We start from the raw sequence: 19287 nt of genomic DNA, 5'->3' as shown, positions 1-19287 counted from the left end.
CATTTCTGCCAAGGTGCAACCATCAATACTTTGATTTTGAGCAGCATGCTTTAGAATAGCCCTGTGTTTTATGGGCCTGTTGTCTGGTTGATCGCAATTAATATCGGGCGACAGTGATTTAATGGTGACAGTTTTTTATGGACGACATTGACAGAGCAACAGCTTCGTCGCGAATAACACCGAACGGCAATGCGCGACGATTGTTCATCAGCCCCGTTATTGCACGGCGCGCTACTCTTTGTCTTTCGCTGCTTATGTGTGCCTTGGCGTTGGCTTATCTGCTGCTGAAGATCACGCAACTGTCTGCCCTTCCCGCAGGGTATGATTTCCGGTTCATCTGGGTGGCGGGTGACATGTGGCACGGTGGCACAAACCCCTACGGCCCGACGTTTTTGGCGCATGGCGAAGCAAATATTGAGGTCGGACATGTCCCGGTTCTGTGGCCTTACCCACCGACTTGGTGGATTTTTGCCGCGCCTTTGGGGGCGCTGGATCTGAACACTGCGAGTGTCGTCTGGAATATCTTCGGTCTGGTGATCGTCATCGCAACTTGCGGCATGTTGACCAGCGCCTTTACCACCGCATTTCCGAGGCGCGCCCAGATGATCGACGAGTTCACGGGAGGTCAGGTTTTTTTCCCGCTTTTCAGTGTGGTGTTCTTTCTATTGGCGATCCTCGAAGCTACCGCGATCCTGTTTTCCGTTGGTCAGACGACTCTGATCGCAGGGCTTGGCATTGCCGTTATGCTGTGGAGCCGCGTCGGCGGACGCCTCTTTTTCGAAGCCGTCGGATTAACGCTGGTACTGCTCAAACCGCAGATCGGAGCGCCATTTGTGGTCCTGTACCTGTTGTTTGATGCGCACTCTCGGAAAGTGGTTTTGATGGCCGTGCTTCTTTCCGCCCTGCTGACAGTGCCATCGCTTTTGGTCGCTCCAAGTACCATTTTGGATTTCTTTCGAAATCTGGCCGCTTATGACGGTTTTACAATTGCCAACCTTCCACAATCCATGACGGGTCTGCGGCTGATCATTTGGGAGGTTACGGATCGTGATATCGGTAGCTCTGTGGCCACGATCATCACGCTCGTGATCATTGTGGTGCTGTGTCATGGCCCTACCCGGCTGACGCGCGCCTGCGACGCCAACAAACATAGCTGGCAGAACTTCGGATTGGCCTGCGCAGCTATCGTCGCGCTGGCGCCGCTGCATATTTACGATTTTGTGCTGTTGGCCGCCCCGCTGACGCTGCTGTTCAGGGGGCGGATCGTCAGCACTCTGTTCGCCGGGCTTGGCGCAATGCTGATCTGGCGATCGGAAAACCTTGTCGATATCTGGGCCTTCCATGTGGACGGGGTCGAGATCTTTCCAAGCTCGCGTTTGGCAACCATTGGCGCCCTGCTGTTTTTAATAGCGGTCGTTGATACAGTTCTGCAGCTGAACAGACAGAAGGCCAGCGCTTCAAACCAGTCTTCGCGCGCATGACTGTTTTTCTAAAATCATCGCCTGCGCCGTCTCGTCCGTGGCGCATTGCGCTTGCTGGGTTTGCCGGGCTGGTCGCAGTGCTGATACTTGTTTTTTCAGTACAGAGTGCCTTGCCCGGCATCCGCGATCTGGCGCAATGGTGGATGCTGATGGTCGCGCTGGCGCTGACCCTCTTTTCCGTTTTTGTTTTGTGGGATCTGACGCTATCGGGTTTGATGCTGCTGCTTTTGTTTGTGGGCGGGGCATCGCAGCTTTATGTGACCCAACCGCTTTGGTACCCGGCGCTACGCCTCCCGCCCAGAACGACCATCGAAATGGCGATGTATGCCATAATTTTCGGACAGGGCGCCCTTTCGGCTTTTGTGTTGTTTAGAAATTCTAGTGACAGCAAACTCTCTCAGGTTATCAGCGATTTGGGCGTAAAACGCACTGCTCTGTTCCTTTTGCTCAGCGGTGCGTTCACCATACCGATCCTCGACCATCTTCGCCAAAACGAAATCGACGTCTATTTCATTCAGCTTGCGGCGGGGCTGATCCTTGTGGTCATCAACCTGGTGACGGTGATCGCATTGGCTGCCACCTTGCCCAGAGGGGTTACTCTGCCCGCGGGCTGGCGATGGGCAGGCTGCATGGCCACTGTTTTTCTGATTGCGACATTGGTGCTGGAATGGTTGGCCTTTGAACGGGTGCCGCATGTTCAGGATGAGCTTGCCTATATGTTTCAGGCCAAGACCTATGCGAGTGGCGCCCTGTATGTGCCCGCTATGCCGGAAGGCCCCCGAGAGGCCTTCGAACACTATCTGCTTGATCACCATAAAGGGCGGTGGATATCGGTCTTCACGCCTGGCTGGCCTGCGTTTTTGGCAGTGGGAGTTCTTTTCGGGGCGCCCTGGCTGGTGAATCCGATCCTGGGCACCGCTTCCATCTTTCTGGCGCAAGGCGTGATGCAAAGGTTAACAAACATGCGCACCGCCAGCATCAGCACCCTGATCCTGGCGACCTCCCCTTGGTTCATCGCGATGTCGGCGACCTTGATGGCCCATACATTCGCGCTGTTTCTGCTTTTACTGGCGTGGCTTCTGATCCTGCGCGCCGAAGAAGGCGGATTGAAAGGGGCTATATTGTCGGTCTTCGTTGCCGGCTTGGCGCTGGGATGGTTGTTCCTGACCCGCAATCTCGATGGACTGTTGCTTGGAGTTCTAACGGGCTTGTTTCTGTTATGGCGCGGGGGTGTCTTGCGCCATCCCCTGACTGTACTCAGCTACAGCGCGGGATGTGTGGCAACCGGAAGCCTGATCTTTTTCTACAACTACTACTTCACCGGCGACCCGCTGCTGACAACATTGTCGGACTATTATCATCGGACCTGGATTGACGGGTCTAACGCCTTTGGGTTTGGTCAAAATATCGGCTCCCCAGAAGGTTGGGGCGACATGGAACTGCGACCGCATGAGCATTCGTTGTTTGAGGGGCTCATTAACACGCTAACCACCATCAGCGCGCTTCATACTGATTTCATGGGCTGGGGTGTCGGTTCGCTTGTATTTGTCTGGGTGTTGCTGATCTATGGACGCACTAATGAAACAGATCGGATGATGCTTGCGATCATTTTCGTGGTTGCTGCTGCGCACACCCTGTATTGGTTTGTCTCCATTTTCTATGTCGGCCCCCGATATTGGTTCATGATGATCATTCCTTTGGCATTTTTTAGCGCCAGAGGGATTCTGGAATCCGGCAACCGACTGAAATCCGTTGGCCTTGCATCCGCGCCGGGCAAACTAAACGTCGTTCTTCTTGTTTTGTGCCTGTTTTCTGTGACGGTCTTTCTGTCTTACCGGGGTGTCACAAGGTATCACGACCACCGCGCTTATAACGACCACTATCGCTATCTGGTTCTGCCCGAAACGGAAGGCACTGCCCAACCGCTTGTCTTTATCACTCCCAAAGGCCAGCCCGCTTCGGCTCAGTTCTTCAATGATCCGTGGTTTCCTTTGGACGAACCAGTTTTTGCAAAGGACCTGGGGGACACAGTGAATGACGCCGTGATCAAGGCCTTTCCGGGACGCGCCGTGCTTTACTACGACGAACACCAAGAAACATTTTATCGGAAATAAGCGCAAACTCGGGCGGGCGGGCTTTTTGAGGGCCCATCACCCAAGGTTTGTGGCTATCTGAGGCCAGCTATTTTTGCGAGGTCCCAAACTTGACGTGGCGCGCCTGGCGCTTCGCGCCCAAAGATTCGGTCGAATGGCACGTGATAGGCAGGCGCAATACTGATCGGGGCATCCGTATTGTGGAAATCCTTTTCATAAACAGACAGGCGGTCCGTCACTAAAATCCTGCCCTCTACGGCCTCGCCCAGTTGAGTTTCATTGGCACCCAAAGGTTCCGAGGCCATTCGGACGAAATAGTCAGCTCTGACATCCGCCGGAGCAGACATCCGCGCATGCACGTAGACCGATATAACGCCCGCCACATATTGATCCTGCAATTTTTCCTCTGACCAGGCTGGAGGAAAGGCGTCTCTGATCAGAGCTGACACGATTCGGATTTCCTCCAGGTCGAAAAAAGGATCCGCCTCGGTTTCAATGGCGATGCGATGGCCCAGATCCCGTGTCACAGTGAATGGGCGCATTGTCTCGGGCCAGCTGCTCCAGGCTCCGAAGGCCAGCCCGACCAACGCCATAGCGAAAGCAGGGGCCGGAGCGGCCTGAACCGGTCGCAATCGCCAAAAAACGATCAATGGCAGCAAGGTGGCGGGGGCAAAGTGATGCGGTAGAATGCGATAAGCTTGAACATAAAAGAACAAAACATACACAACGGTTGTCAATGTCAGCGCTCTGGACAGCGTATCCTGCCAGCGCCACGCCAACAGCGCCAGTCCCGGCAAAATCCCACAAGGTAGCAGCCAGAACAAAAAGCGCTGCGTATCAAAAATCGTGACAAATCGCAGCCGGCGTAAAATAGCCCCCGAGCTAAATTCATCGGAGGACCCGGTTAATCCGGCCTTTTCCAGCGCAAACCCCATCAGGGAACTCAGCGCGACAACGCCAACGGCAATCAGCCCAGCCAAAAACACCCGACGGATCGGCTGAAATCGCTCAACAATAAGGTATGCAATAAGAAAGAAACCAATCAGCAGAATACCGTTCGGTGCCGTGAATAACGCGAGTGTCGAAACAACCGCCATCCAGCCAAATTTGGCTTCCAAGAAGAACAGTATGAAACCCAACACCCCCAGAAGGATCAAAGGTTCCCGCATCATTGGCATGGCAATATCGGCGAAATACGGATTGTAGGTTGGATTGAACGCCATCACGAAAGAGAACAAAAGCAGGGCTGCACCCAACCCGAAAACAGACCACACATCTGTGCCGTAGTGGGAAGAACGGACAAAAGCCAACATCACCCCGTATACGATTGAGATGCCTGGCAGGTACGCAAATCGGATAATAGCTTCGGACGGGCCAAGTAGCCGCATGAACCCGGTTTGCAAGATCACTTCGTTCATCATCTTCGGCGTTGGGTAACTACCCAACGGACCGATTTCCGGAGGCCAGAAGGGCACGCCACGGGTTATAAATAAAGCTGCGCTCAGAAAGCCGTGCGCGCCGTCATCATTCATCGCTTCCCAATAAAATTTTGGTGCCAGCACGAGCAGAACCAGCAAAGGCAGCAGGATCATACCGGCAATATCCCAGTCCCTGCCTTTAAAGATTTTTGGTTCCGGCCTGCGCGATATCAAAACGAGCCCGGGCAAGCACAGCAGCAAAATCAGCAGGATAAATGTTGGCCCCATCACTGACAGACCGCTGATGGCCTGTACCGCCGCCGCTATTGTGGACACGCCGAAAAGAGAGAACGTAAATCCTTTTAACAACCAAAACTCGAAACGTTCGTCTGGCGCCGCAATACCCAAAGCCAAAAGCAGGCCCGGTGCAATCAGAAGGGCCGACGCCGACAGCGCCACCAACGGCACCCAAACATACAGGAACAGCGCATCTTCTGCGATGAAATAGGGGGAGGCTCCTTCCGCCAGCGCAGCTTTTGCCGCAATCTGAGGGGCGATACCCTGCCCGGCCAGAACAATACTGACCAGAATTGCCAGCAAGATTAAATATCGAAATTGCTTCACGGTTCTGGTCAACCTGTCAATTCGAACTCAAAAAGCTGTTCGCCCAAAAGCTCCTGTACAATCAGGCGGGCTCAAAGCTTATCCGCTCATTCGAGTACGGTTTCCTTTCTCAAACGCGGTTTCAGACCTTTTTTTTCGAGGCTTTGCCTCGAATTCTTCGTGGTAGGACCGTTCGACATTAACATCCCAAACGTCGTTTTCCTCGCCCAAAATATTGCGCGCGGCATACATGGCGGACAACATCGAATGGTCCTGATTGTTGTAACGATGCAGGCCGTTGCGGCCGACGGTCTGAAAATTCTCAAACGTCTTCAGCCAATCACTGACAATATCGAGCGCTTCTTTGTAGTCGCCATCATAAACCGGATAGGCCTTGGGTTGCCGGATCACTGTAAAATCGACGACATCGCTTGCCTTGGCCAAACCCAACTGTTCCAGTTCCTGACCGGCCAATTCTTTGAGGTCCGCGTCTGAGGACGACCACAGCCCGTCACCCTTCTGGCAGAAATACTCCATTCCGATGGACGAAGTGTCCTGGTTGGGCAGCATTTCCTTGGACCAGGCGCGGAAATTCTGGATGCGCCCGACCTTTACCTTGGGACTATGGATGTAGATCCAGTTGTCCGGGAAAGGATCGGCGTGATCGAGCATCAAAGTCACAATCAGGAAATCGCGGTATCTCAGGCGATCGGCGGCCTCGACAACCTCTGGCGGCGGCGGCGGATCAAATGCATGGATCAGATCGCGCACGGCCATCGAGTTGATAAACTCTTTGCCCTCTACCCGTTCGGTCGTTTTGTCGCCGTTTTCGTCCCAATGACGCACATCAATCGAAGTCACGCGGTTGCCGTCGCGATTGACCTGCACCACTTCGGAATGTGTCTCAACACTGCCGCCCCTTTCCCGGATCAGATCGCGGGTTTTTTCCCACATCATACCGGGGCCAAGGCGGGGATACTGAAACTCTTCAATCAAGCTGGCGGTGTCATTAGCACCGGAAATCGCATTCCAGACTGCCTTGGGCAAAGACAGGTTCTTGATCCGCTGTGCAGCCCAGTCCGCCCGAATTTCTGACGGCGGAATTCCCCAGACCTTTTTGGTGTAGCTGTGGAAGAAATGTAAATATAACCGCCCGCCAAAGCGGTTGATGACCCATTCTTCAAAGGTATCTTCTTGTTTTTTAGGCCGGATTTTCCATTTCACGAAGCTGCCGATGATTTTATAGGTCTCATAGGGGCCTATATTGCCAAGGGCGTTGAAGATACGCAGCGGGTAATCATAAAACTTGCCGCGATAGAAAATGCGGCTCAGGCGTTGCACGGTGATGAAATCATCTCCCATCACCTCGTGCCACATATCTTCGACCTCGCGCACCTTGGTAAAAAACCGGTGCCCTCCGATATCAAAACGGTAACCATTGAAAGTTTCAGTGCGCGAAATGCCGCCAACCATGTCCGAGGCCTCAAAGACCTGTGGAACATGCGTGTCACTAAGTTTCTGAAGCTCGTGGGCTGCAGTCAACCCGGCAGGCCCGCCACCGATAATTACGACAGGAACGGTATCTTTTTGCAAATGACTAACACCCGTATACTCGAAAAAAACTGACTACAAACTACTAGAGGTTATCACCATTTCATAACAAATTCCTAATGACCGGCCCAAATAATATGCCCAGGCTTTTCACGGACCCAATCCGTATCCGGCAAAATGCAATCTGTGCTGCCATGACTTTGGGCTGCCGATCTCACAGGCAGGCACTGCGCCAGATCGCGTGCATTAACAGCAGACCTCTTGGAAAATTGCTGCCCGATGTCGGAATGGACGTCGCAAAAAAGTTTCGACGCCACCATCCAACAGGTTGAGTTACATGAACTATTTCGTCAGGCCTTGATCGGCACATGAATTTCTTTCGCCTGTGCTGGGAAAAACTTTAGGTCTGGTCGCAACTAAGCGCGCCATCCTACGGCATCAAAAGAACAGCCCGAGCGAAGAAAAGGACAAGAGTGGTGTTGTCGCAACTTCGCTTCCGTCCAAAATTCCGAATCAACAATACACCCCATTTTCCTTCATTGTGTGCTTTTGAGGGTCAGTTGTGCTGCGATGGCCAAGTGCCGAACCTGACTATCCACTGAATCTTGACACGGGCAAGGTGCTCCCGCCTACTGCATGTAGGTGTTTATTGAGAACAAGGTCGTCGCTGGCTGACCTTCGTAGTTAACGATTGATGGCTGACCCCTTATTGGAGAGGGAGCAATTTTATGAAGTGCGTTATTCTGGCTGGTGGTTTCGGAACAAGGCTCAGCGAAGAGACCGTCAGGATACCAAAACCCATGGTCGAGATCGGAGACAAACCGATCATCTGGCATATCATGAAGATCTACGCTGCCCACGGGGTCACGGATTTCATCGTCTGTCTTGGCTACAAGGGTTATGTGATCAAGGAATACTTTGCGAATTTCTTTCTGCACAGTTCGGACGTCACCATTGATCTGGCCAATGGCGGCCTTGAAATCGCGAACAGCAAATCGGAACCCTGGCGCGTGACGCTGGTCAATACCGGTCAGGACAGCCAGACCGGCGGGCGGCTTCGCCGGGTCATGCATCTGCTCAAGGATGAAGAGGCCTTTTGCATGACCTACGGGGACGGGGTCGGAAATGTCGATATTAGCGCACTGATCGCGTTCCACAAAAACCACGGCAGACGCGCAACGCTGACTGCGGTGGTCCCACCGGGACGCTTTGGGGCATTGGAACTGGACGGCGATCGGATCGACCGTTTCGCCGAAAAGCCGGGGGGCGATGGCGGGTTTATCAACGGCGGGTTCTTCGTATTGAATCCATCGGTCGGTGAATTGCTGCATGGAGATAGTGAGATTTGGGAGCGCGCCCCGCTTGAGTCCTTGGCTGCAGACGGTGATCTGATGGCGTTCCGCCACAGAGGGTTCTGGCAACCGATGGATACACTCCGCGATCGCCGCCAGCTTGAAGAGCGTTGGCAGGAAAACAACGCCCCATGGAAGGTCTGGGAATGAATCTGAGGTCTTCTCCGAAAATCATCCTGCTGGGCAATCTTGGCTATATCGGTCCGATTGTTGCTGCCACTTTGCGGAAATCCTGGCCCAACGCCAACCTGATCGGGGTCGATCCCGGGTTTTTCTCGGACCGGTTGACCACACATAATGCATGGCCCGAACGGTTTTTGAACCAACAGATCATTGCTGATATCCGCGACATCGATTCCTCGTTGTTCCAAGGGGCCGACGCAGTTGTTGCGTTGGCGGCGGTTTCAAATGACCCGATGGGTGCGCGGTTTGAAACCGTCACCACGGAAATCAATCAGGACGCTATTGTACAGGCCGCACATCTGGCTGCCGAAGCCGGGGTGTCGCGGTTTGTCTTTGCCTCCAGCTGCTCCGTTTATGGATTTGCCGAGGGGGATGCGCGGTCAGAGGATGCGCCATTGAATCCACTAACCGCCTATGCCCGCAGTAAAATCGGAACCGAACGGGCGCTAGAGGCCATGAACACGCCGGGAATGCTGCGCACTGCGCTGCGCTTTGCCACCGCTTGCGGGCCGTCGCCCCGGTTGCGGCTTGATTTGGTATTGAACGATTTTGCCGCCTGCGCTGTCACCGCTGGCAAGATCACTGTGCTGAGTGATGGCAGCCCATGGCGGCCGCTCATCGACGTGCGCGACATGGCTCGAGCCATCGAATGGGCAATCACCCGGACCGAAGATGCCGGGGGCCAATGGGTGGCGGTCAATGCGGGATCGGATGCGTGGAATTATCAGATCCGCGATCTGGCGCAGGCCGTGGCTGAAGCGGTGCCGGGCGCCAGCTATTCGATCAATCCCGATGCTGCCCCTGACAACCGTTCATATAAGGTCGATTTTTCGCTGTATAAGCAACTGGCGCCTGAACATCAGCCCGCCCAAACGCTTGCGGATACAATCGCTGATCTGCTGCATTTGCTGAATGAGATCCATTTCAAAGACCCCGATTTCAGGTCCTCACCGCTGATGCGACTGAAAGCGCTGGAAGAACATATTCGCAATGGCGTGCTGAGCGAGGATCTGCGCTGGAGGATGCCGCAATGACACAACCTGCTTGCAGACACTGCGGCGCACCGCTGAGCCAAACACTGGTCGATCTCGGGCTGTCGCCACTGGCCAATTCCTATGTTCCGCCCGAACGCGCGAACACGGCCTGCCCGCGTTACCCGCTGCATGCCTGGGTTTGCAACGATTGCTATCTTGTGCAGGTTGAAGATGCGGTGCCCGCTGACGAGATATTCAATGGTGATTACGCGTATTTCTCTAGCTATTCAGACAGTTGGTTGGCCCATGCCAAATCTTATGTCAACAAAATGGTCGACCGCTTTCACATTGGAGCGGATGATCTGGTGATCGAAATCGCCTCGAATGACGGGTACCTGCTGCAGTATTTTGTCGAAAAGGGCATTCCGGTGCTGGGCATCGAACCTTCGGGCAGCGTGGCAGCCGCCGCCGAACAGAAAGGCGTGCGCACATTGGTCGATTATTTCGGCGAAACACTGGCCCAGAAGGTCGCTGCAGCCGAGAAACCGCCGTCGCTGATCGCCTCGGCCAATGTTCTGGCCCATGTGCCCGATATCAATGATTTCGTCGCCGGAATTGCCACTTTGCTAACCGGTGAGGCGGTTTATACGGTCGAATTTCCGCATCTTCTAAACCTGATCAACGAAGTGCAGTTCGACACGATCTATCACGAACATTATTCCTATTTGTCGCTGTTGGCGGTCGAGAAGATTTTCGCCAAAGCCGGTCTGCGCGTGTTCGATGTCGAGGAACTGCCCACCCATGGCGGCTCGTTGCGGGTATTTGCCTGTCTTGAAGGGGCCAACCACCCTGAAGGACCTGGCCTTGCCAAGGTCCGCGCCGATGAGGCGGCGGCGCAGTTCGACCGCCCCGAAGGCTATATGAACTTTACCGGCCAGGTTGAGGCGGTGCGCGACGGGCTGCTTGCCTTCCTGCGCGAGGTCGCGGCCCGCGGTGATACCATCGCCGCGTATGGGGCGGCTGCCAAAGGCAATACATTGCTGAACTATGCCGAAATCGGGCCCGACCTGATTTCATATTGTGTGGATCGCAACCCGGCCAAGCAGAACACGCTTTTGCCCGGCAGCCACATTCCTGTACACGGGGTCGAGGCGCTGCGCGAGACACCACCCAATTATGTTTTGATCCTGCCCTGGAACATCCGGGACGAAGTCATCGATCAGTTGGCCGATCTCAAGGCCTGCGGCACCCGGTTCGCAACGGCCGTGCCAGAGGTCAGGATCAGCTGATGGCACGGGTTCTGCTGACCGGAGCAACCGGTTTGATCGGCCGTGCGACAGCATCGGCTTTGGTAGGGGCAGGCCATGAAGTCGTGACACTGGGCCGGAACCCGGGCAGCGACATCATCTGCAATCTGCTTAACCCCATCGCCACAACAACAGCCCTTGAAACAGCCCGAGCCAGCCATCTGGTTCATCTGGCATGGCATGACGGGCCGCGCGATCGCTGGGTTTCTTCGGCCAATCTGAATTGGATGGCGGCCACGTTGCATCTGGTGCAGGAATTTGCACGCATAGGCGGCCAACGCGCGGTCTGCGCAGGAAGCTGTGCCGAATATGACTGGTCTGAGGCGACCCTGACAGAAACAAGCCCCTTGCGACCCCGCACGCTTTACGGGGCGGCCAAGGCCGGGACCAGTCTGGCGTTGTGCAAAGGGCAAGACGCGCTTGGCCTTTCGCTGGCCTGGGCCCGCATCTTTTTCGTTTACGGGCCGGGCGAGCCGCCAGGGCGGCTGCTTGGGGATCTGATTTCAAACCTTCGTGCGGGTCAGCCAGTGAAGTGTACCGATGGGCTGCAAAAGCGTGACTTTCTGCATGTCGACGATCTGGCCCGCGCGTTGTCGCGCCTGTTAGACACCGATGAGGTCGGTGCGGTCAATGTTGCCAGCGGCACCGCAATCGCGGTGCGGGACCTGATTGCAGAGGTCGCAACCCAGATGCATCACACCGATCTGGTCCAATTGGGCGCAATTGCGCGAGCCCCGGACGATCCGGACCTGTTGGAGGCGGACGTGACCCGGTTGCGCAACAAGGTCGGTTTTATACCGCAGCATAACTTGAATTCGGGGGTGGCAGATATTCTGCGCGCCGAAGGGAGTGCATTGTGAAAAAATTGCTTGCCCCCCGACGAAATTCCTTCATGCGCTTTGTGTTGGTCGGAATATTGAACACCGCGTTCGGCTATATACTTTTTGCCATCCTCAGCCTGTCCGGCCTGCCGCCGCAGATCGCGCTGGTAATCTCATTTTCTGTTGGGGTTCTATGGAACTTCATTACCCATGCTCGGCTTGTATTCGACTCTAAGGGCCTGAATCGATTGCCTCACTATATTCTGTCCTATGTGATGGTTTACGCTTTCAATGCATTTTCGTTGGAAGGCCTGTTGTCACTTGGGTTGCAACCGATCATTGCTCAGGGACTGATCGTGCTGCCTGCGGCCATCCTGGCATTCATCGCCATTTCCCGGGCGCTGACCGATCGCTTTCCCTGGCAACAGAAAATCTGACACGTCGGCCTTGTGTCAAATTTCGCAGCGCTCGGCGAATGCACCTGAGCCTAGTTGGTACCCCCGAGATAGACAACTTCGCGCCCGGGGAAGGCTTCGATCACAGCCGCGTTCTGCTCGGCCCCCAGATCGCGTAGGAATATCGGTTTATCCAATGGCAGGAATGGATCGTTGAGGTAAAGCGCAGACCCGATATTATGGTGTGCGGACACAAATACCAGCGCATTTCCAATATCTTCGGCCTGTGCCATCCGCCTTATGTCGCCGGAATAGTTGCCATAGTTCTGATATTTCGAAACCCCGCGCCATGACATAAAACTGACAACTGAAACCACACACAACAACAAGACAACGTTGCCCAGGCGGCCTCGGTGCCTTTCGGGCAGGCGGCGGTTGATCTCTTCAATTCCGGCGGCGGCCAGAACCAGCGCGGGCAGCGCCGCAGTGTACCAGTAACGCGGGCCGATATAGAACCCACCGATAAACCAGTAAAAGAACAGCGCGCCGATAATGGTCAAGAAAGCCAAAAGAATCGCCCAATCGAACTTTGTCAAGCTGTTGCGCCAGAGCAAGGCAACCCAAACCGGGATGAGTGAGCCAAAAACCCAGCCAAGAAGTTCCATGTTGAGCGCCGAAAACCCGTGCAACATGTTCACCAGCCCCTCCAGCGGGCTGTGACCGGGCCACATATCAAGCGCACCAAAGTTTTTCTCGGGTGGGCCGACGGTTGGGCCGAACCCAAAGGCGTTGCCGGTGTCACCCCAGATGCGGACAAAATAGTCGGCTTGCGGCGTCAGCAAAAACTGTTCTGTAAAGGCGTAGTTGAACAACAAAAAGGCCGACCCAGACAGAACCCCGCCCGCCGTATAGGTTGCAACCTGCCCACCCCCGGTGGGAAGACGACGAAGTAACCACAAGCCCGCCAATCCACCCACGATAACTCCATCCAGCGGCCGGATCACAAACACCCAACCCAGGGCCAACCCGGCGAAAAACGCCAGTGCAATGTCCCGCAATGTCGATCCCGAACCTGCCCGAAGCAGACACCACAGGCCAACAAGCACCATGAAGACCGTTGCCGAATGCGCCATCAATGAAGCACCAACCGCCAGAACCCACGGAGACGTTGCCATCAGCAGGGCAACCAGATCAGCACGTTCTTGGCTGACCGTACGCCGCAGGATGTCATGGGTCAGCCAAACCGAAGCCCCGGTCAGCAGCGGGTTGACCAGCCAGGGCGCCCCAATAAGCACCCCGAGGGACAGGACTGCCGACCAGCCCGGCGCAAAGACAGAAAGCCACCGATCGTCACGAATATCGAGCAGAAAGTAGTCCAGTGCTGGTTGGGCGGCCTCGGGTGGTGCCGGGCTCCATAAAGCGCCGCTGGCAAAGATACGGGCCTGGAAAAGATAGCACAGCTCATCTTCCACATGCGGCACGCGATCAAAGGCCGTCCAGGCGAGGGTAGCACTGGCCAAAGTTGCAAAGATGGCAAGACCAGATACAGGAAGGCGCGGGGTATGATCAGGACCAGAGACGGTAAAAATCGCAACCAACGTGGCGATCTGGACGAGAGATAATACACCTCCGACGCCGATCTGCAGCCCAAAGGCGGTATAGTAGCCATAGTTGATGTAGGGTGTTGCGGAAATGCTGAAGGCCGCGATCAGAACCACTAGCAAGGCCAGGCGCAATCCCCCTGCCTGTGCAAAAAGACCGCGTATTGCCGACCGACCGGCAGGACGCATCAGGACGAAAAACGTCAGGCCTGCCTGTGCGGCCAGTATCGTCAGCATGATCAGATTTTCTGGCGGATCTGCCGAAATCTCAAGCCTTGGAAACCAGAGCGGCTGCGTCAGCCACAGCCTGGCCGCGCTTCCCAATAGCACCGCGCCCCCCAAAAGACCAAAATGCAATTGCCCACGAGACCAAAACACAGCCAGCACAAGCACCGCTACCGCAGTCATCGCCGCAAACCAGATACGCATCTCGGTCAGCGTGGCATTCGTAACTGTCGGCTCCTCGGCCCAGACTGGCCCTGCGCAGGCCCACAGGGCAAAAGCAACACCGCACCATCGCAGCGGCACCAGACAAGCCCTCATGCCGTATGCTCATCTTTGAGCATTGCTGGATCGCGGGCTGGGCCTTCGATGTTGATACGTTCCTGCTCGGTAACAATAGGTCCGCCTCTGACCTGATTGTGTATTGAGGTGATGTATTCTCCGAGCATACCGATAAACAGCATCTGAACGCCCGAAAGGAAAAACAGCGCCACGATAATGGTCGTGGTCCCGCGCGGCGCCTGATCAGGGTCGACGAAATAGAGCAACGTGGAAAATATCGAAAACAGGATACAGCTGATCGCAATCACCAGCCCGCTGAGCGTACAGAACCGCATCGGTGCCCGCGTGAATGAGAAGATTGCATTCAACGCCTGATCGGTCAGGGCCATAAGGCTGTGTTTGGACAAACCTTTTTTCCGAGCCTTCCAGACATAGGGAAGGATGATCCTGCGAAAGCCGCAGCTGGCGATGATGCCGCGGATATAAGGGTAGTGATCGTTATGAGACAGCACCGCCTTCAAAACCTTGCGGTCAATCAGTTGAAACTCGCCCACCGAAGGTTCCAACCATACATCTGACAACCCGTTGACAATAGAGTAAAAAATACCACGCGCGCTACGCATGAGGAACCCTTCCTCTCGGGTGCTGCGCGCGCCGGCCACCACGTCATAACCGCTTTCCCAAAGCTCGACAAATTCGGGGATCATTTCGGGCGGATCCTGCAAATCAACCGGCAGCATGACAACGATACCGTCGCCGCTGGCGTAACGCAGCCCGTTGAACGTCGACCGGAACACCCCGAAATTGCGGGCATTCACCACGACCTTCACATCCTGATCTTTTTCAGCAATTTCCCGCAGAATTTCCACGGTTCTGTCGCTTGAAGCATTGTCGATGAAGATGTGTTCTCGCCTGTAACCAGGCAAATCCTTGTCGAAAATCTCTTTGACGGTTTTGTAGCAATCCGCAACGTTGCTTTCTTCGTTAAAGCACGGCGAGACAATTGAAATAGTTTTCATATCATATCTTTGCTTAACAACTACAATCTCCGGTTACCCACCGCCGGTTCGGTCACACTTATATCATCCCGCGCCCTTGCAGATTCGCGCAACAGGCAATCCGCAGAAATGTTTTAAAATGCAGTGTGTTTAGCGCCACAGACCTAAATCCATTTCCCTGGACCCGAGTGCGGACTTATCCAGGAAACCTGCATCAATTTTGTTCCAACTAATGGTCACATGCGAACTATACACTCAGAGGTTCTGCGTGTCTGAATTTCGGGTGATGTGCGCTGTCACACTGGCGCTCGACTAAGTGATAATCGCCGCCAAAACCGCTCTTTGGTGTAAGCGTACTGACGGACGATGCCTCCGCGCCCCTAGAAGACTGCGAAGACCATGCCATCAGTGGTGTTCTTGAACTGGCACCGAGACAGACAGTTCACGAGACCGAATTGGAGTTCAATTTCGCCGCAGAAGCGCCTTCAACGTCAAGCCGCAACTGACCGGAAATCAGGGCCTGATCTTAGTTGCACCGTATTCGTGATCGACGTGGTTTCAATGTTTCCAGGGATCATCCGAAATTGCAGGGTTCTCAATGAAATCCTATCAACCCTTACTGTTCAATACTGCCAAAATCGGCGCATTATAGCACAATTTCAGCAGCTTGAATGCTATTCAAGATAAGCCAATTGAGTTATCATATTTGGGTCTCATCGGAGCTTGACTTCATATGACTCGTAAATTTCGTAACCAGTTGTTCAGTGTTCACACTTGGATTGGACTATTTCTTTCCGCCTTTTTCACCTTCATGTTTCTGACAGGCACGTTGCTTGTGGCAGGGTTCGAAATCGAATCCATAGGTCGGCCGGCGATCTGGACGACCCTGCAAGAAGACGAGCGTACAGCAAGTTTTGGCCAAATCTATGATGGGATCAAATCCGCACATCCCGAAGGCAAGGCGTTTGTGATCCTCAAGCATCCAAAGTCTTGGCTGGTGGATCGCACATTTGGGCACACAGGATGGGGTGAGCGCGTCAGTTACTGGACAGACCCCACCACAGGCGCCGTCGTTTATGAGACAGGCGATCCAGGATTCAGCACCATTCTTGCGGGGCTGCACGATACGTTCCTGGTCGACAACAGAATGGTGTTCATTCTCATTAGCGCGATGTCCATCCCATTGCTTTTTCAGATGGTCAGTGGGCTAATCACCTACCGGCGCTTCTGGAAAGGATTTTTCAGATGGCCCAGCAACGCGGGCGGCTTTAGAATCTGGGCCGGCGGCGCCCATCGGCTGACGGCTCTCTGGGCGGCACCACTGGTCCTTTTGATTGCCATAACAAGCTTCTTTTTTCTGCTGGGTGGCCTGGGGATTGAAGGGAAAAAACTGAAATTCCAACCTTCCGCCCAACGCGAAGCTGCCCTGCCGGATGGGTTTGACGGAACCGTCATCAATGCGGCCGAAGCAAATGCTCGGGCCGCGCTTCCAGGCTTTCATCCGGTCACCCTGACGCTTCCCGGTGGCAAGGCCGGCAGTCTAAAGTTCATCGGGCAACATGAGGACTTCTCACATTTTCGCGGCGAGACCACCGTAGCCGTTGATCCGCTGACTCTGGAGGTTCTTGACATCTACACGCCAGCTGACTTCCGGGGGCTTGCTCGTGTGAACTTGTTGATGGAGATGCTGCACTACGGAACTTGGGGTGGACCATTTTCCATGGCGCTGTGGATAGTTCTGGGGTTAGTGGCCACTGGCCTCGCCTTTACCGGTTCGTTGATCTATGCGGCCCGTCTGGCCCGGCCTTCCCAGACAGAGGGGTCTTTTAAGCGCATCTGGCGCGGGATGGGGTTTGTACGCTGGATCTATCTGCTGTTGCTGATGGGTATTCTTGCGGTTGTATATTGGCGCGTGAACCCGGACGCCTATGTCCCGTCCCGCGTGCATCCGGTTGATGCCAACGGTGCGGTGGCACAGCTGGTCCTGCATGAACCGCTGCGGCGCGATACCCTGATCGAGATTGAATTGCGTATCGGCGCACCGGATGTCAGTGCGGCCATGGTTGAGGTCAACGGGACCACAGCACAATCTGTTGATCTGGCCCGGGATGGGGACAAGGCCCTAGGCCGTTTCAGGTTTCAACCCCTCGAGTCCGGAAACGAGGTCATTGCCTACCTGAAGAAACCCGATGGTACGGAGCAGAAAGTCACCTTCCGAATGGGCAGCCCTATCTGGTGATCTCAGACCTGAGCAGCCAGATCCTTCAGAACCGCAAACCGGTCACGCATCGTTACAAATGCAAGGCAGGAGTAGATCGCCACACCTGTCACGACACCCACAATCAGACGCAAGATGTTTGCCTGATCCCCCAAAACCGCCTGACATCCCGCGACCCCCGCCGCCATGATCCCCGCCGAGATTAAAGGCCGGACATGCAGTGAGACCAACCTGGAAACAGACTGGTCTGAAATCGCGGCCAGATTGGCGAATTTGAACGGCCACATGATCAGAAAGACAGTGGTAAAGGCAGCGGTGACGACCGGCACGCCATACGGGGCGGCAACTGTGATCGCAATGGCCGCAAGAACCACCTCGATCCACGACAGCACGGCCAACCTACCGGGTTGGCCGGACGCCAGGCAAAATGTTTGCTGTACCCTTTCAGTGCAGAGATACATTCCGAACACGGACATCAGACTTAGAACCGGGGCTGCAGGGCTCCATTTCTCACCAAACAAAAGCACCAGTACCGGCTCAGACAGGACCGCCAATCCGGCAAAGGTCGGAAAAGTCACAAACCCGGTCAGGCGCATGACGTCCAATAGCATCTCAGACGCGCGCCCTCCGCCGCGCGTTACCGCCGCAAAAGCGGGCTGCGAGACCATGCGCAGTGGCGTGATGGTCAGAAATGAGGCCGTCTCCACGACCCGCCAGGCAATCGCATAGTACCCGGCTGCAACCGGGCCCAGCATCGCGCCGATCAAAACCGCAGGTGACTGTACCGCCGCCAGTTCAGCCGCGCGCAGCCCGATGACCCGGTGACTGAAATGAAGAACCTGCCGCATCTGGTGACCCGACACGTGAAAGGTGGGTCTCCACGATACCGCACCCCAAGCCATAAGGATATTCGTGGCGGTCATCGCCACCCGCTGACCAACCAGGCTCCAGACTCCGTATCCCGCAAGGGCCATACCGATGCCGATAACCCCGCCAACTATTGCGCCAAGCACCGCGCGCACGGCGAGAACCCGAAACCGCATCTCTCTCCGCAATAGCGCCACTGGCACCGCCGTGAGCGATATCATCAGCACCGTTGGCGACAAACCGATCAGCAATTGACCCGCGATCGCTTCGTCATAAAAGGTTGATACTGGCCCCGCGCCCAGAACAATCAACGCGGTCAGGCAAGCGCCCAGAAGCCCCAAAAGCCAAAAGACCGAATTCAGCCGTTCAGGTGTCAGCGTGTCCTGAGTCAGCAAAATCTCGGATATGGTTTCGCGCACCAGAAACTCGGAAAACAAAACAAAGGCAGCAGCCATTGCCAACAGGCCGAAGGCCTCGGCCCCAAGCAACCGCGCCAGAATGGCTATTATAATGAAATTGAATGCCTGTTCTGCCCAGACGCCGAAGGACATCCAGGCAACGCCGCTGGTGAAACGTCGCCCCCGCGACATCAAAACCCTTCCCACTGACTTATTGCCACGCGAAACCGCGGGCATTCTGAATCAAAGCGTAACGGTTTGGAAACACTGCTGTCGAGATCACCCGTCGCTTCTTGGTGCTGCGGCCAGCCTGCTTCCATTCTCAAAACCCCTCGGACAATAGTCGTGGACAATGGGCATATCCTGCCAACGTCTCAACATTCCGCCAAGGACGCATGTGTTGGATTGCATGAGTTTCCAAGCATTATGAGATCAAAGTGCTGCATAGCTTTGCATAGGTTCCTATTTGGAAACACTCTAGACATTATGCTCCTCATCAAAAATGACCGAATATCAGAGCAAA

The 19287-nt window shown here is 55.0% G+C and carries 13 protein-coding genes; 8 read left to right on the top strand and 5 right to left on the bottom strand.

Going from position 1 to position 19287, the window contains the following annotated elements:
• Window positions 1–137 precede the first annotated feature (137 nt).
• On the top strand, window positions 138–1481 hold the full coding sequence (locus tag ACR0DL_RS11005) for a glycosyltransferase family 87 protein (RefSeq protein ID WP_480689120.1): 1344 nt from the start codon (window positions 138–140) through the stop codon (window positions 1479–1481).
• A complete protein-coding gene (locus ACR0DL_RS11000; RefSeq protein ID WP_480689118.1) occupies window positions 1478–3595 on the top strand; it encodes a hypothetical protein in 2118 nt (705 codons plus the stop codon). The genes ACR0DL_RS11005 and ACR0DL_RS11000 overlap by 4 nt, the downstream gene beginning before the upstream one ends.
• 53 nt (window positions 3596–3648) lie before the next feature.
• Here the strand turns inward: ACR0DL_RS11000 and ACR0DL_RS10995 are convergent, their stop codons facing one another.
• Complete coding sequence (locus ACR0DL_RS10995; RefSeq protein ID WP_480689116.1) at window positions 3649–5592, bottom strand: hypothetical protein; 1944 nt, start codon at window positions 5590–5592, stop codon at window positions 3649–3651.
• Between the two features lie 102 nt (window positions 5593–5694).
• Window positions 5695–7188 (bottom strand): NAD(P)/FAD-dependent oxidoreductase, encoded by a 1494-nt coding sequence (locus ACR0DL_RS10990; RefSeq protein WP_480689114.1) that lies wholly within the window; start codon window positions 7186–7188, stop codon window positions 5695–5697.
• Window positions 7189–7874: 686 nt separating this feature from the next.
• Between ACR0DL_RS10990 and rfbF the strand changes: the two genes are divergently transcribed.
• Genes rfbF through ACR0DL_RS10965 form a run of 5 tightly spaced genes read left to right on the top strand, consistent with a single transcriptional unit; the run spans window position 7875 to window position 12220 of the window.
• A complete protein-coding gene (rfbF, locus tag ACR0DL_RS10985; protein WP_480689112.1) occupies window positions 7875–8648 on the top strand; it encodes a glucose-1-phosphate cytidylyltransferase in 774 nt (257 codons plus the stop codon).
• On the top strand, window positions 8645–9715 hold the full coding sequence (locus tag ACR0DL_RS10980) for an NAD-dependent epimerase/dehydratase family protein (RefSeq protein WP_480689110.1): 1071 nt from the start codon (window positions 8645–8647) through the stop codon (window positions 9713–9715). The genes rfbF and ACR0DL_RS10980 overlap by 4 nt, the downstream gene beginning before the upstream one ends.
• Window positions 9712–10944: a methyltransferase domain-containing protein gene (locus ACR0DL_RS10975; protein ID WP_480689108.1), complete on the top strand. Its 1233-nt coding sequence runs from the start codon at window positions 9712–9714 to the stop codon at window positions 10942–10944. The genes ACR0DL_RS10980 and ACR0DL_RS10975 overlap by 4 nt, the downstream gene beginning before the upstream one ends.
• The gene (locus tag ACR0DL_RS10970) at window positions 10944–11822 is read left to right on the top strand and encodes an NAD-dependent epimerase/dehydratase family protein (protein WP_480689106.1); all 879 of its coding nucleotides are present in this window, start codon (window positions 10944–10946) and stop codon (window positions 11820–11822) included. Before ACR0DL_RS10975 ends, ACR0DL_RS10970 begins: the two co-directional genes overlap by 1 nt.
• Complete coding sequence (locus ACR0DL_RS10965; protein ID WP_480689104.1) at window positions 11819–12220, top strand: GtrA family protein; 402 nt, start codon at window positions 11819–11821, stop codon at window positions 12218–12220. The genes ACR0DL_RS10970 and ACR0DL_RS10965 overlap by 4 nt, the downstream gene beginning before the upstream one ends.
• Window positions 12221–12270: 50 nt before the next feature.
• Here the strand turns inward: ACR0DL_RS10965 and ACR0DL_RS10960 are convergent, their stop codons facing one another.
• Together ACR0DL_RS10960 and ACR0DL_RS10955 are read right to left on the bottom strand one after the other, a co-directional pair.
• A complete protein-coding gene (locus tag ACR0DL_RS10960; protein WP_480689102.1) occupies window positions 12271–14322 on the bottom strand; it encodes a hypothetical protein in 2052 nt (683 codons plus the stop codon).
• Complete coding sequence (locus ACR0DL_RS10955; protein WP_480689100.1) at window positions 14319–15302, bottom strand: glycosyltransferase family 2 protein; 984 nt, start codon at window positions 15300–15302, stop codon at window positions 14319–14321. The genes ACR0DL_RS10960 and ACR0DL_RS10955 overlap by 4 nt, the downstream gene beginning before the upstream one ends.
• Before the next feature lie 712 nt (window positions 15303–16014).
• Between ACR0DL_RS10955 and ACR0DL_RS10950 the strand changes: the two genes are divergently transcribed.
• Window positions 16015–17520 carry a PepSY-associated TM helix domain-containing protein gene (locus ACR0DL_RS10950; protein ID WP_480689098.1) on the top strand — a complete coding sequence of 502 codons (1506 nt, stop codon included), beginning with the start codon at window positions 16015–16017 and terminating at the stop codon, window positions 17518–17520.
• Window positions 17521–17522: 2 nt separating this feature from the next.
• Here ACR0DL_RS10950 and ACR0DL_RS10945 read toward each other — a convergent pair whose 3' ends face one another.
• Window positions 17523–18956 carry a lipopolysaccharide biosynthesis protein gene (locus tag ACR0DL_RS10945; RefSeq protein WP_480689096.1) on the bottom strand — a complete coding sequence of 478 codons (1434 nt, stop codon included), beginning with the start codon at window positions 18954–18956 and terminating at the stop codon, window positions 17523–17525.
• Between the last annotated feature and the right edge of the window lie 331 nt (window positions 18957–19287).

The organism is Ruegeria sp. BB5 (assembly GCF_056539405.1).
The sequence above is the reverse complement of the archived record's forward strand: the minus strand, read 5'-3'. Positions and strand labels throughout refer to the sequence as shown.